The 13,780-nt window shown below is 62.2% G+C and carries 14 protein-coding genes and 1 pseudogene; 9 read left to right on the forward strand and 6 right to left on the reverse strand.

From position 1 onward, the window contains the following. Positions 1-48 precede the first annotated feature (48 nt). The 5 genes and pseudogenes from J3P96_RS01090 to rsd form a co-directional block, all read left to right on the forward strand. A pseudogene (locus J3P96_RS01090) lies at positions 49-687 on the forward strand (uroporphyrinogen-III synthase); the annotation flags it as partial. An 84-nt stretch (positions 688-771) separates the two neighbouring features. Then, positions 772-1,902, forward strand: a complete 1,131-nt coding sequence (locus tag J3P96_RS01095) for a uroporphyrinogen-III C-methyltransferase (RefSeq protein WP_434574331.1) — start codon at positions 772-774, stop codon at positions 1,900-1,902. Beyond that, on the forward strand, positions 1,899-3,134 hold the full coding sequence (locus J3P96_RS01100; RefSeq protein ID WP_434627172.1) for a heme biosynthesis protein HemY: 1,236 nt from the start codon (positions 1,899-1,901) through the stop codon (positions 3,132-3,134). The genes J3P96_RS01095 and J3P96_RS01100 overlap by 4 nt, the downstream gene beginning before the upstream one ends. A gap of 252 nt (positions 3,135-3,386) precedes the next feature. Then, positions 3,387-3,941: a disulfide bond formation protein B gene (locus J3P96_RS01105; RefSeq protein WP_434654790.1), complete on the forward strand. Its 555-nt coding sequence runs from the start codon at positions 3,387-3,389 to the stop codon at positions 3,939-3,941. Positions 3,942-4,105: 164 nt separating this feature from the next. After that, positions 4,106-4,564 carry a sigma D regulator gene (rsd, locus tag J3P96_RS01110; RefSeq protein WP_305497980.1) on the forward strand — a complete coding sequence of 153 codons (459 nt, stop codon included), beginning with the start codon at positions 4,106-4,108 and terminating at the stop codon, positions 4,562-4,564. A 57-nt stretch (positions 4,565-4,621) separates the two neighbouring features. Here rsd and J3P96_RS01115 read toward each other — a convergent pair whose 3' ends face one another. Further along, the gene (locus J3P96_RS01115) at positions 4,622-5,287 is read right to left on the reverse strand and encodes an FKBP-type peptidyl-prolyl cis-trans isomerase (protein WP_434654792.1); all 666 of its coding nucleotides are present in this window, start codon (positions 5,285-5,287) and stop codon (positions 4,622-4,624) included. A 193-nt stretch (positions 5,288-5,480) separates the two neighbouring features. Between J3P96_RS01115 and J3P96_RS01120 the strand changes: the two genes are divergently transcribed. Next, entirely contained in the window at positions 5,481-6,557 is a 1,077-nt protein-coding gene (locus tag J3P96_RS01120; protein ID WP_434654794.1) for an AlgP family protein, read from the forward strand. Here the strand turns inward: J3P96_RS01120 and J3P96_RS01125 are convergent. Then, on the reverse strand, positions 6,554-7,018 hold the full coding sequence (locus J3P96_RS01125; RefSeq protein ID WP_434602208.1) for a TIGR02444 family protein: 465 nt from the start codon (positions 7,016-7,018) through the stop codon (positions 6,554-6,556). The two genes, J3P96_RS01120 and J3P96_RS01125, sit on opposite strands and share 4 nt — an antisense overlap. Before the next feature lie 50 nt (positions 7,019-7,068). Between J3P96_RS01125 and abc-f the strand changes: the two genes are divergently transcribed. The 3 genes from abc-f to rhtB all read left to right on the forward strand — a co-directional run bounded on the left by abc-f (position 7,069) and on the right by rhtB (position 10,287). Further along, positions 7,069-8,979, forward strand: coding sequence for a ribosomal protection-like ABC-F family protein (gene abc-f, locus J3P96_RS01130; RefSeq protein ID WP_434654797.1), 1,911 nt, complete (start codon positions 7,069-7,071; stop codon positions 8,977-8,979). Beyond that, positions 8,979-9,560 carry a mechanosensitive ion channel domain-containing protein gene (locus J3P96_RS01135; protein WP_434654799.1) on the forward strand — a complete coding sequence of 194 codons (582 nt, stop codon included), beginning with the start codon at positions 8,979-8,981 and terminating at the stop codon, positions 9,558-9,560. Before abc-f ends, J3P96_RS01135 begins: the two co-directional genes overlap by 1 nt. Positions 9,561-9,654: 94 nt before the next feature. Further along, entirely contained in the window at positions 9,655-10,287 is a 633-nt protein-coding gene (rhtB, locus tag J3P96_RS01140) for a homoserine/homoserine lactone efflux protein (protein ID WP_434570989.1), read from the forward strand. Positions 10,288-10,427: 140 nt separating this feature from the next. Here rhtB and J3P96_RS01145 read toward each other — a convergent pair whose 3' ends face one another. The 4 genes from J3P96_RS01145 to J3P96_RS01160 all read right to left on the reverse strand — a co-directional run bounded on the left by J3P96_RS01145 (position 10,428) and on the right by J3P96_RS01160 (position 13,700). Further along, positions 10,428-11,171 (reverse strand): penicillin-binding protein activator LpoB, encoded by a 744-nt coding sequence (locus J3P96_RS01145; RefSeq protein WP_434654801.1) that lies wholly within the window; start codon positions 11,169-11,171, stop codon positions 10,428-10,430. Between the two features lie 3 nt (positions 11,172-11,174). Further along, on the reverse strand, positions 11,175-11,762 hold the full coding sequence (gene lpoB / locus J3P96_RS01150; RefSeq protein WP_305497989.1) for a penicillin-binding protein activator LpoB: 588 nt from the start codon (positions 11,760-11,762) through the stop codon (positions 11,175-11,177). A 153-nt stretch (positions 11,763-11,915) separates the two neighbouring features. Continuing rightward, entirely contained in the window at positions 11,916-12,287 is a 372-nt protein-coding gene (locus tag J3P96_RS01155) for a DUF1425 domain-containing protein (RefSeq protein WP_434627189.1), read from the reverse strand. 18 nt (positions 12,288-12,305) lie between these two features. Continuing rightward, positions 12,306-13,700 (reverse strand): COG3014 family protein, encoded by a 1,395-nt coding sequence (locus tag J3P96_RS01160; RefSeq protein WP_434654803.1) that lies wholly within the window; start codon positions 13,698-13,700, stop codon positions 12,306-12,308. Positions 13,701-13,780 lie beyond the last annotated feature (80 nt).

The raw sequence follows: 13,780 nt of genomic DNA on the forward strand, positions 1-13,780 counted from the left end.
CGGCTGCTGCTGACCCGGCCGACGGACGAATCGGCGGCCCTGGCGGCTGTGCTGGCGGATGCGGAAATCTACAGCAGCAGCCTGCCGCTGCTGGATATCGAGCCGGTCCCGGTGACCGAATCCGGGCAGGCGATCCTCCGTGAATTGAATCACTATTGCGCCGTGATCGTGGTCAGCAAGCCCGCCGCGCGCTTGTGCGTGGAGCTGTTGCGTCAGTATTGGCCGCAACCTCCGGATTTGCCATGGTTCAGCGTGGGCGCCGCTACCGGACAGATTCTTGCCGATGCCGGCCTCAGCGTGTTTTATCCCGATAACGGCGACGACAGCGAAGCCTTGCTTGAGCTCGGGGCGTTGCGCCAGGTACTCGACCGGCCCGATCCGCGTGTCTTGATCGTCCGTGGTGAGGGTGGACGCGGCTTGCTGGCAGAGCGTTTGCGCGAGCAAGGTGCTAGTGTCGACTATCTTGAGCTGTACCGGCGCGGCCTGCCGCAATACGCCGAGGGCGAACTGCCGGCCAGGGTCGAAGCGGAACGCTTGAACGCGCTGGTGGTCAGCAGTGGGCAGAGCTTCGAGCATCTGCGCCGGCTCGCCGGTGAAGCGTGGCCCGCCCTGGCGCGGCTGCCGTTGTTCGTTCCAAGCCCCAGGGTCGCCGACATGGCGCGTGCCGCCGGGGCCCGGACAGTTATTGATTGCCGTGGCGCCAGCGCCGCGGCTTTGCTGGCGGCATTACGGGAACAATCCGTGCCGTTTTCCAATGCAAAGGATGGATACGTGAGCGAAACAGCCTTGCCAAAAGATCAGGACCAGCCAGCGCTCGATGCGCCGCTTGAAACGGCGCCGCCGATAGCACCGCGTCGCGGCAACGGGCTGGCGATTGTCGCGTTGTTGTTGGGGGCTGCCGGCGTCGCCGTGGGTGGCTGGGGTGTATGGCAAGTGCGTCATCTGCAAGCCAACACCCAGCAGCAATCCGCGCAGGTCCAGTCGCTCAATGACCAGGCCCAGGGCCTCAAGCTCAATGAGCAACGCCTGAGCGCGCGCCTCGAGCAATTGCCTCCGGCCGAAGAACTGGAGGAGCGCCGCCGCCAGGTTGCCCAGTTGCAAGGCGACCAGCAGCGTCTCAACCAGCGCCTGGAAACCGTGCTGGGTGCCAGCCGCAAGGATTGGCGCCTGGCCGAAGCCGAGCATTTGTTGCGCCTGGCCAGCCTGCGTCTTTCCGCCCTGCAGGACATCAGCAGTGCCCAGGCACTGGTACAGGGCGCCGATGAAATCCTGCGCGAGCAGAACGACCCGGGCTCGTTCGCTGCCCGCGAACAATTGGCCAAGACCCTCGCTGCGCTGCGCAGCACCGAGCAGCCGGATCGCACCGGGCTGTTCCTGCAACTGGGTGCCTTGCGTGACCAGGTGCTGCAGCTGACCGAGCTTGCGCCCGAATACAAGGATCGTGGCGAGTCGCTGCTGGGACTGACGAGCGACGGCGATGGTGCCAGTCGCTGGGCGCAGTGGTGGGACCGGATCTCGCGTTATATCCGCATCGATTTCAATGCCGATGAAAACGTCCGTCCACTCCTGGCCGGACAGAGCCTGGTCCAGGTGCGCCTGGCCTTGAGCCTGGCGCTGGAGCAGGCGCAATGGGCCGCGCTCAATGGTCAGGCGGCGGTGTACACCCAGGCGCTGGCCGAGGCGCGTGACGTGCTCAGGAACAACTTCAACCAGGACAACCCGCAAAGCAAGATCATGCTCGAGCGGGTTGGCGAGTTGAGCAAGTTGCCAGTGACAGTGGTCACGCCGGACCTGACCGGCACCCTGAGCGCCGTCCAGGCCTACCTCGAGCGCCGCAACCTGAATGCTGAAGACTCGGTCAAGCCGCTGCCCAAGGCGGGCGGGCAGGAGACCGCGCCATGAAGCGTCTCTACGTGATTCTGTTCGTGGTCATCGCGGCCGCAGCCTTGCTGGGCGTGGCGATTTCCGAGCATTCGGGTTACGTGCTGGTGGCGTACAAGAGCTTCCGCTACGAAGCCGGCCTGTGGGTCACCCTCGCACTGATCGCGGTGATCTGGTTGTTGTGGCGCGCAGTGTTTGCTCTGGTCGGGCTGGTAACCACGTCCACTGGCGTGGTTAACCCGTGGTCGCGACGCAACCGCAGTCGTCGCGTACAAGTTGCAATCGAACATGGCCAGCTGGACCTGGCCGAAGGCCGTTGGGCCAGCGCCCAGCGGCATCTTCACCGCGCCGCCGAAGCCGAGCGCCAGCCCTTGTTGTATTACCTCGGCGCCGCCCGCGCGGCCAATGAACAAGGCCTCTATGAGCAAAGCGACAGTCTGCTTGAGCGCGCCCTGGAGCGGCAGCCCCAGGCCGAGCTGGCCATCGCGCTGACTCACGCCCAGTTGCAGACGGACCGGGGTGACACCGACGGTGCGTTGAGCACGCTGCAAGCCATGCATGAACGCCATCCTCACAATGCCCAGACCCTGCGTCAGTTGCAGCGCTTGCACCAGCAGCGCGGTGACTGGTCGGCGGTGATCCGGCTGTTGCCGGAGCTGCGCAAGGACAAGGTCCTGCCGCCCGCCGAACTGGCTGAGCTGGAACGGCGGGCCTGGGGTGAAAACCTCACCTTGGCTGCCCATCGCGAAGCTGACGGAAGCGTCGGCTTGCAATCGCTCGATCGGGCCTGGCAACAGCTCACCTCAGCCCAGCGCCAGGAACCGGCAATGGTGCTCGCCTATGCCGAGCAACTTCGTCAGCTGGGCGCCCAGGCGCAGGCTGAGGAGGTATTGCGGGTTGCGCTCAAGCGGCACTACGACAGCCACCTGGCGCGTTTGTACGGACTGGTTCGCGGCGCTGACCCGAGCCGCCAGTTGCAAGCGGCCGAGGGCTGGCTCAAGGAGCATCCGAATGACCCGAGCCTGCTCCTGACGCTGGGGCGTCTGTGCTTGCAAAACAGCTTGTGGGGCAAGGCGCGGGATTATCTCGAAAGCAGCCTGCGCATCCAGCGCAACCCTGAGGCTTGTGCCGAACTGGCCCGCTTGCTGGCGCAACTGGGCGATGCGGAGCGCAGCAACCAGTTATTCCAAGAGGGGCTGGGACTGCTGGACGAGCGCTTGCTGGCGGCACCCTTGCCGGTTCCGAGCACTTGAATTGCTAATGAATCATCGTGGCGAGGAAGCTTGCTTCCTTGCCGCATTTCCATCCCGTCGAGGGTGAATTGGGTCCGTTATGCGGCCGCTGAAGCTCTCTTCAGTAAAATCCTACAGCCTGCTGCGCCAAGTCTCGTGGTGCTTGTCGGGTATTCCTTACATCTTTGACGAAGTCTCCGCAACGCCTCGTCTTGAAAGGTCCGAGGGCTTTCCTCTACCGTAACCGCTTGTCTTTTCTGTTACGGAACCGCCATGTCTTTGGCCAGCTCTCGCTCTCTGTTTCTCCTGGCTTCCATCGCCGCGGCTCTGGTTTTGGGGATCACGTTTTATCTGGAATATGCGGTCGGTCTGACCCCGTGCAGCCTGTGCATTTTGCAGCGGTTATGCCTGACGCTGCTCCTGATGACCTGTCTTGCCGCTTGCGTGCATGGCCCGGCTCTGAGAGCTAGCGTTGTGTATGCGGCGGTGGGCGTGGCCTTCGTCTCGGGAGGGCTGGCGCTGGCGTGGTACCACGTCCTTGCGCAGAGCGATTCGATCGAGCTGTTGCCCGACTGCCTCGCCAAGCTCAGGGGCGCCGATCTGTGGTGGCACGCCATGCATCGCGCGCTTGACGGAGCGATCGATTGCACGAGCGTCTCCTGGACGCTGTTTCGTCTGAGCATCCCTGAATGGAGCCTGCTGTTTTTTATCGCGCTCTTCATCTCGATGACTTATCTGCTGCTGCGCCTGGCCTGGAATGCCCTGGTGCCACCGCTCGGCGACGAGACGTCGCAGTTGGTCCGAAGGCTGGATCAAACACTTGTATGAACTTTATAGCCTGCGTACCTTGAAGCAGTTGTCGTGCGGGCATAATCTGGCCGGCACGTATCATTGGAATCATGCCACTCGATCTGGTTGTGTCTGGCTCGTTCCTGGTCATCCAGGTGTGCTCCAGACTGCGAGGGGTGTGACTCAGAAGGGAAGAAATCACCATGCTCGAAAGTTGTCAGAATGCTCAGGAACGCTGGGGTGGGGTGCATCTGCTGATCGACCGCTGGTTGCAGGAGCGTCATGAACTGGTTCGAGCCTATGATGCTCTTGGCGACAAGCCTGAAGCACTGAGTGAAAGTCGCAAGCCTTTGCAGGAATTTTGCGGTGTGCTGGTGGACTATGTGTCGGCCGGTCATTTCGAGATCTACGAGCAACTGACGGGCGAGGCCAAGGCCTTCAATGACAAACGCGGCCTGGAACTGGCTGATACGATTTATCCGCGCATCGATGTCATCACCGAGAAGCTGTTGGCCTTCAATGACCTCTGTGATGAAGGTAAATGCGTAGCGGAAAAATTCAAGGAACTGGGCGGTTTGTTGCATGAGCGTTTCGAGCTGGAGGATTGCCTGATCGAGGTGCTGCACAACGCCCACAAGGAAGAGGCTACCGCCCAGGCTTGAGGGCTTGGCGGTGACAGGAAACGGTGCGCTTTGCGCGCCGTTTTTCGTTTAACGGCTTCAGGTCGTTGCGCCCAGCAATTCAATTTCGAACACCAGCGGCGTGAAGGGTGGAATCACGTCCCCGGCACCTTCGGCGCCATAGGCCAAGGCCGAAGGAATCACCAATCGCCACTTCGCGCCCACCGGCATCTGCGGCAGTGCGCTGCGCCACCCATCAATCACGCTGTCAAGATTGAACCACTGCGCCTGATGGTTTGAATCGAAAACGGTGCCGTCCGGCAATTGACCGACATACCGCACCTGGACCTTGCCGTGGGGGCCGGCCTTCGCGCCGCTGCCCGGCTTGAGTTCGGTCAGCAGGATGCCGTCCGACAATTGCTGGACGCCCGGCCGGCCTTTTTCCTCATCGAGAAATTTCCGCTCGCTCTTCAGCGCCATTTGCGTTTGCGGCGTGGACGACTGCGCCAGGAGTTGCGCCTGATGTTCGGCCAGGATCCGTTCGATGCGTTCATCTGCCAGGGCCAACGGTTTACCCAGATAAGCCTGCTGCAGGCCTTCGACCAGCGCCTGGATCTCCAGGTCCGGCACGTCCTGACGCAGGCGCTCGCCCAGGCTGGCGCCGAGGCTGTAGGCCAGGTCGCGACCGTCGTTGGCGTCGGATTTTTCAGCGGCCTGAGCCAGGGAGCAAACCATGCAAAGAAATAAAAAAAGGTGACGCGACATGTGTACGTTCTCCGCCCTCGATTTTAGGGATTATGCCAGTGTCGATAACGCTCAAAGCGATTTGTCCTGGCAGTGCTGCAGACTATTTTTTGCCTCGTGCAACGCAACGCCTTGTGTAGTGTCAACATGCCCTAGCGGCGGTTGCAGCAGAGGTCTAGTATGAGCCGCACTCACGTCAGTCAGGAGGTAAACCATGTCGGCCACCAAGAAGCCTGTAAACACTCCGTTGCACTTGCTCCAACAATTGTCGGGCAGCTTGCTCGAGCATCTGGAAAATGCCTGCTCCCAAGCTCTGGCTGATGCTGAAAAACTGCTCGCCAAGCTGGAAAAACAACGCGGCAAGGCGCAGGAAAAACTGCACAAGTCGCGGACCAAGCTGCAAGACGCGGCAACCGCCGGCAAGGCCAAGGCACAAACCAAGGCCAAGGATGCCGTGAAGGAACTCGAAGACCTGCTCGATGCCTTGAAGGATCGTCAATCCGAAACCCGCGCCTACATCCTGCAACTCAAGCGTGATGCCCAGGAAAGCCTGAAGCTGGCCCAAGGTGTCGGTCGCGTTCAAGAAGCCGCCAGCAAGGCGCTGAGCCTTCGCGCGGCCAAGCCTGCCGCTGTATCGGCCAAGAAGCCAGCGGCTAAACCTGTCGCGGCGAAAACTGCGGCCAAGGCGCCCGTCAAGCCAGTCGCCAAAGTTGCCGCCAAGCCGGCTGCCAAACCTGCCGTAAAACCAGTCGCTGCCAGCGCTGCGAAACCTGCGGCGAAAAAACCGGCCGTGAAAGCAGCTGCCAAGCCTGCCGTTAAAGCTCCTGCTGCCAAGCCTGTTGCCGCCAAACCAGCCGCAAAAGTTGCCGCCAAGCCTGCCGCTAAAACCGCTGCTGCCAAACCCGCTGCGACGAAGACCGCCGCTGCCAAGCCTGCTGCGAAAGCGGCGGCCAAACCTGCTGCCGCGAAGCCGGCCGCCAAGGCTGCCGCTGCCAAACCCGCTGCCGCCAAGCCTGCTGTCAAATCGGCGGCCAAGCCGGTTGCTGCTGCCAAGGCTCCCGTCAAAGCACCTGTAAAGGCCGTGGCAAAACCCGCAGCAGCCAAACCCGCTGCGAAGCCTGCCGTGAAAAAGCCTGCTGCTGCAAAACCGGTGACGGCTCCGGTTGCCAAGCCTGCCGCGCCAGCACCAGCGGCCGCAGTGACGCCTGCGCCAACGACCAGCACGCCGGCGCCAGCGGTGAACCCAAGCGTAACCACCGCGCCGAGCACCACTCCGCCCCGCGCTTCCTAAGGGGTGACTGCCGCGACGCGCAGCCGATGCAGCGCGTCGCGGTTGGTTTGGCCGGCATTCGCCACCAGCCTCTGCAGCCACTGCGCTGTCGCTTCATCCTGGCCCTTGGGCCAGTCCCCTGCCGTGGCCTCCAGCCGCTCCAGCAATTGTCGTTCGGCTTCCAGCTCCAGTTTCTTGATCTGTTCGCGCAGGCTACCCAGCCCGGCGTCCTGGCGGGCGAGGTCTTTCCATTGTGTGCGCAACGTCCGCAATGGCTGGACGACGGCTGCGTCCCAGGGGCCGGCCACGTGCCGAAGCTGCTGTAACCTCTGCTCATCACAGGTTACCCCGCGTTGTTCCAGCCACAGCCCGCAAAGCACCAGGCAGACGTTCGCGCCTTCTGCCTGCAACGCCAGGCACGCCGCTTCCACGCCAGGCCTGGCATAAAGGTTGATCGAAAAGCTCCACAGATCAGAGGACATCGTGCTACTCGCGCCAGTTGCGAGCGAAGCTGGTAGACTCCGCCGCCATTATGATTCGACTACAGAACCTGACTTTACAGCGTGGCCCGCAACGTCTGCTAGAAGACGCCGAGCTGACCCTGCACGCCGGCCACAAAGCTGGCCTCATCGGTGCCAACGGCGCCGGCAAATCGAGCCTGTTCGCTTTGCTGCGCGGCGAGTTGCACCCGGACTCCGGCGATTGCTTCCTGCCGGCGGATTGGCGCATCGCCCACATGCGTCAGGAGGTCGATACACTCGAGCGCCTGGCCGTGAATTATGTGCTCGATGGCGACCTGCGTCTGCGTGAGGTGCAACGCGATCTCGCCGCGGCCGAAGCCGCCCATGACGGTGCCGCCCAGGCGCGCTTGCATTCGGAACTCGACAGCGCCGACGGCTACACCGCGGACGCCCGGGCACGTAAATTGTTGGCCGGCCTGGGCTTTACCAACGAACAGATGGATCGCCAGGTCGGCGACTTCTCCGGTGGCTGGCGGATGCGCCTGAACCTGGCGCAGGCCCTGATGTGTCCGTCGGACCTGTTGCTGCTCGACGAACCGACCAACCACCTGGATCTGGATGCGATCATCTGGCTCGAAGACTGGCTCAAGAGTTACCCCGGTACACTGCTGCTGATTTCCCACGACCGCGACTTCCTCGACGCCGTGGTGGATCACGTAGCTCATGTCGACCAGCGCAAGCTCACCTTGTACCGCGGTGGCTACAGTGCCTTCGAGCGTGCCCGTGCCGAACGTCTGGCCCAGCAACAGCAGGCCTACGAGAAGCAACAGGCGCAACGTGCGCACATGGAAAGCTACATTGCCCGCTTCAAGGCCCAGGCTACCAAGGCCCGCCAGGCCCAGAGCCGGATCAAGGCGCTGGAGCGGATGGAAGAACTGTCGGCGGCCCACGTCGACTCACCATTCGATTTTGTCTTCCGCGAATCGAGCAAGATCTCCAGTCCGCTGATCGACCTGTCCGACGCGCGCCTGGGCTATGGCGACAAGACCGTGCTGGAGAAGGTCAAGCTGCAACTGACCCCAGGCGCGCGGATCGGTCTGCTGGGGCCCAACGGTGCCGGTAAGTCGACCCTGATCAAGAACCTCTCTGGCGAGCTCCAGCCCTTGGCCGGACGCCTGACGCGCGGCGAAAACACGGTGGTCGGCTACTTCGCCCAGCATCAGTTGGACTCGCTCGATGCCAAGGCCAGCCCGCTGTTGCATCTGCAACGCCTGGCGCCGACCGAACGTGAACAGACTCTGCGCGATTTCCTCGGTGGTTTCGACTTTCGCGGCGCGCGTATCGACGAGCCGGTGCTGAATTTCTCCGGTGGCGAGAAGGCGCGCCTGGCGCTGGCGTTGATCGCCTGGGACCGGCCGAACCTGTTGCTGCTCGACGAGCCGACCAACCACCTGGACCTGGAAATGCGCCTGGCCCTGACCATGGCCTTGCAAGAGTTCAGCGGCGCGGTGCTGGTGGTCTCCCACGACCGGCATTTGCTCAAGAGCACCACGGACAATTTCTTCCTGGTGGCCGACGGCAAGGTCGAGGAGTTCGATGGCGATCTCGAAGACTATGCGCGCTGGCTGGTGGAATATCGCCAGCGCAACGCACCGGTCAGCGGCACCCCGGTGAACCCGGACAAAACCGACAAGAAGGCCCAGCGCCAGGCCGCGGCAGCGTTGCGTCAGCAGTTGGCGCCGCACAAGCGCGAGGCCGACAAGCTCGAAGCCGAGTTGGGCAAGCTGCATGAAAAGCTGCAGAAAATCGAAACCAGCCTTGGCGACAGCGGTCTCTACGAGGCAGCGCGCAAGGACGAGCTGCGTGATCTGCTGGCTGAACAGGCCAGGCTGAAAGTTCGAGAAGCGGAACTTGAGGAGGCGTGGATGCAAGCCCTGGAGTTGCTGGAAAACCTGCAAGCGGAGCTGGAGGCGTTGTCCTGATGGAAGCGTTGTCCCTGCCTATACCCGTCATGTGGATCGAGCCGATCTGGCTCGGTGTGCAAATCCTGCTGATTCTGTTGGTCGGTTATGTTGCCCAGCGTGTCGTCGCGCGCTTCCTCACCGGGCTCGGCGAGCGCTATCCACTGCCGTCCCAGTTGGTGATCATCCTGCGCGGTGTGCTGCGCTGGCTGATCATGGGCAGCGCGGTACTGGTGGCGCTCGAACGCCTCGGCGTCTCGGCCACGGTGCTGTGGACCGCGCTGTCGGGGTTCGTTGCCGTTGCGGCGGTGGCGTTCTTCGCCATCTGGAGCGTGCTGTCGAACCTGCTCTGCGCCATTCTGATCTACACCGTCGGCCCGTTCCGCCTGGGTGACGTGGTCGAGCTGGTCGAGGCCACCGACAAGCCTGGCATCAAGGGGCGGGTGGTGGCGATCAACCTGCTCTACACCACCTTGATCGAACCCGAGGAGCTCGGTACCGGCAGCTCCATGGTGCAGGTGCCCAACAGCCTGTTCTTCCAGCGTTCGGTCCGGCGCTGGCGCGGCAGCGAAGCGTTTCCGGTCGGCGGTTTCGTCGAATAGTCCGATCCCTGGGCGGGTTCTGAAAAAAACGGTGGTTATCCGCACGGCGGCGCATTAGTTTATTCGTTTCGACGGAACTGAGCCGAGGTGTGCGATGTTGCTGGAAACGTGGCTGGCGTTCTTCGCCGCCTGCTGGGTCATCAGCCTTTCGCCGGGCGCCGGTGCCATTGCATCGATGTCCAGCGGTCTGCAATACGGTTTCTGGCGTGGCTACTGGAACGCCCTGGGCCTGCAATTGGGCCTGGCGTTGCAGATCGTGATTGTCGCCGCCGGTGTTGGCGCGATTCTCACCGCGTCAGCTACCGCCTTCTACGCAATCAAGTGGTTCGGCGTGGCGTACCTGGTCTATCTGGGCGTCAAGCAATGGCGGGCCATTCCCGCAGACCTTAGCGACGACGCGGCGGTGCGCCCCATCGGCAAACCCCTGGCCTTGGTGTTTCGCGGTTTCTTGGTGAATGTCAGCAACCCCAAGGCGCTGGTATTCATGCTCGCGGTGCTGCCGCAGTTCATCGATCCTCATGCCCCGTTGGTCAAGCAATACCTGATCCTGGGCGTGACCATGATCTGCGTCGACCTCATTGTCATGGCCGGGTACACCGGGCTGGCATCCAAGGTCTTGCGCCTGTTGCGTACCCCGAAACAGCAACGGCGGATGAACCGGACCTTCGCCGGGCTGTTCATTGGCGCGGCAGGTCTGCTGGCGACGATTCGCAGGGCTGCGGTGTAGTTACCGTGGCGAAGGCGAGCTCTTGTGGCGAGGGAGCTTGCTCCCGCTGGGCTGCGTAGCAGCCCCAAAAGAGGCGTTCGCTACGCAACCGAGCGGGAGCAAGCTCCCTCGCCACGAAAGCACTTAGCTGGCAATGCGCTTCAGCGCAGGATTACCGGCGCGGTATCCCTCGGCAGGTTATTGCGCTGCACCGGCTCGCCAGGCTGTTCATGGCTCGGGCCACCGAGCTGCTCGCTCAACTGCCGCGCCACGTCTTCACCCAACGCCTTGGACACTTCGCGCACGACCCGTGGACGATTGAGGCTGATACGCACGTCCCGGTGGTTCAACAGCTTGGTGTCCTGGCCCTCGCCCATGGCGGTGAAGGCCGAGGTGATTTCATAGGTCTTGGTGTTGATCAGGCTGAAATCCGCCACCAGCGACAGTGCGAGCACCGCCGAGTAGCTGTCGGCAGTGCCCAGCTCGTTGATGTCCCGAGTGAAATCGATGTCCGACACGGTGCCGAACAGCACATAGTCGGCGCCCTTGAAATGCCCGGCCTTGATTCGCTTGATCACGTCATAGACATCGCCCGTGGACGATGCGGTGTGCGGCGTGCCCTGCACCAGCTGGAACATACCGCTGCGCAGGATCTCGCCCTTGATGTCGCCAGTGAACTTGCGCAGTTCGCCTTGCTCGATGTAGCTGCTGGTCGCTTCCATCTCTTCGTAGCTCGACGACGCGCTGGCGCTGTACGGGTTCGCCCGGAAGTTGCTCTGGGCGGAAACGGTGTGGATGTATTCTTCCACGCGTTGCTGGTACGCCAGGTCAGTCACTGCGACTCTTGGGGCCGCCTGCGCACTGAATGCGCAGGCCAGGGCCATGATGCCGATCCATGTACGCATGGCTTAACGCTCCGTGGTCTTGCGGATTTCTTTCTCGTCCATCCATTCGGCCAGACCGCTTTCAACATCGATCAGTTGCAGGCTGAATTTGTAGAAGACGTCCTTGTAGTCTTCGCTGCGCTTGACGATCGAGCTGATGGAACCCTCGATGCGGTACTTGGCGGCGATCATGTTGCCGGTCTTGGCCACTGTGCTTTTTTTGTACAGGCCGCTCTGGTTCTGCAGCTTGAGCTGGTCGACCTGGCTGTCCATGGCATTGTTGTCACTGGCAAAGCGTGCCGCGCCGGTTTTCATCAGTTGGGTCTTGATGCTGGTAGTGATCTCGCGAGTATCGATGTACTCGCTGGTCTTGTTCTTCACGTCGTAGACCTGCACCACCGGACGGCCCTGCAGGATGCCGGACTGAGCGAGGGAGCGGGTCATGGACTCGGCGATCATCTGCAGGTCAGTGGAGCCGAATTCGTTGGTGACGGTTTCCACGGCCTTGGTGTCGCCATAGCTGATGTTCTTGTTGCCCAGGACCGGCGAGTTGTTGGCGCAGCCGCTGACCAGCAGGGCGGCGAGGGCGAGGGAGGAGATGCGTAGGAACATTTTGGTGCTCTCTAAAATCTGAAAAAAGGAGTAGAAATCACTAGGCGCTTTTCTGTGGGAGCGAGCTTGCTCGCGATTGCTGTGTGTCATTCACTCCATCGCTGGCTGACCCGACGCTATCGCGAGCAAGCTCGCTCCCACAGGTCCAGCACCTCAAGGGGTATTGATTTCCAAACGGAAGTCCACGGCCTTGGGCGTCGGTGCGATGGCCGGCAGGAAGCGGGTCTGTTCGCCATACAGCGTCAGGGTTTTCCAGCTTTCCTCTTCGGCGATCGGGAAGCCTTCCGGTCCCAGCCAGGCGAAGCGGTAATACATCGTCTTGTTATTGAAACTGGTATTGCTCAACTGCACGTTGACGGTCATGTAGCCGTTTTCGCGGGCGACGCGCATAGCGCCGACCACGATGTTTTTTGTCTTGCCCATCGCCACGACCTTGCTGGCGGCAGTGCCCTGCTCCGGTGGTGGTGGGGTGGCGCAACCGGCCAGCAAGGCCAGGGCGCCGACGGCGATCAGTTTTAAACGCATGTGAACAAGACTCCGTTCTTAAGGTTGCTTGAGGGCGATGGCGGTCGGGTTGGCGCTCGGGATCACCTGGGCCGCGAGGCCGCCGGCGAAGACCTGGCTGCCCACCGCCCGCAGGCTGATGACCTGGTAACGCTGATCAACCTTGATCTTGACCACCGAGCCGCCTACCGCGCTTGGCAGGGTGACCTGGTGTTCGCCCTTTTTCAGGCGCAGGCGCACCACTTGGGTGTAGTCCGGCAAGGTGCGCCAGGTGCGGGTGTCGGCGCCTTCGAGCACGGCCGAGGTGATGCCCACGGCCAGGCCGGCCAGCGGGTTGGTTTCGTTGATCTGTTTCTGTGCGACGCCACGGGTGATGGCCCGCACGGTCGTGCGCAGGATGATCCCCGGCATGTCGTCGCGCAGCGCCCGGCGCGACATGGCGGTGGTGCTGTTGAGCTGGGTCAGGTCCAACTGGCGACCGTCGACGCCGATCTGGGCGAAGGTCGCGGTGGAGGTGTCCGGCTTGATCAGCGGGAAGGACAATGGCGTGATGACCACATTGCCGCTGATCGGCAAGGGCAGCGGGATTCGCATCGAGTCACGGGATGGCGCCAGGCCGCTCTGCACCACAATCAGGACGTCACTGTCGTCGTCCTTCGCGGCAGGCTTGTCGAGGTTGAGCAGCGCCTGTTCCAGCAGCGGGGTGTTGGGGCGCAGTTCGGCGGCCTTGCGATAACCCGGCGCGGCCAGATCTTTCTCGCCCAGGGCTTCGTAGACGAAACCTGCCAGGTAATGGCTGAACGCGCTCTGGTAACTGTTTTTCAGGCTGACCACTTCAGGAGCGTCAAGGCTGGAGACCGGATAACCCTTGAGGTCCTTGTATTCGGTCTTGACCCCCTGTTTCTCCGCGTCTTCCTCGCGCTTGAGGTATTCCTTGTCGCGCAGGTCGGCGATCACGGCTTCGCGCTCGTGGGTCTTCTTGATCTGCATCCGTGCGCCGTCGAAGTCATTCACCGCCAGCAGGTTCAATGCCATCTGAGTGGTGAGCATGACCTTTTCATAGTCATAACCCTCATAGCGCCGGACTTTGTCATTGACCAGGAAACTGCCGAACTGCGCAACGTACTTGGCGGTATCGAGCTTGACGGCGTCTTCCCACTGCCCGACTTGCTGGTCGGCGCTGGTCCAGGCGGTCTGGCTGCCGGACAGGTCGCCCTTGGCGCGCAGCAGCTCACCCTTTTCGAAGAAATAGAGCAGGTCTTTGTCTTTGCTGGTGTTGTTTTTTTCCAGCAGGGTCAATGCCGCGTCGACGTTGCCCGAGGCCAGTTGCTGATTGGTCTGGGCCAGTTCGCTGTCGTAGTTGCGAAACGCCGAGCAGCCGGACAGCAAGGTGATCGCGCCGAGGGCGACCGAGAAAAGAGCACGGGATGCCATGAACACTTCTTCCCTGAGTATCAGCCGGGGGGTGCGGGTCGGGCTGGGGCGATCCACGGACAGGCGCTTCTGCGCCGTCG

Source organism: Pseudomonas sp. R3-56, assembly GCF_051132075.1.
In the GTDB taxonomy this organism is placed as follows: domain Bacteria; phylum Pseudomonadota; class Gammaproteobacteria; order Pseudomonadales; family Pseudomonadaceae; genus Aquipseudomonas.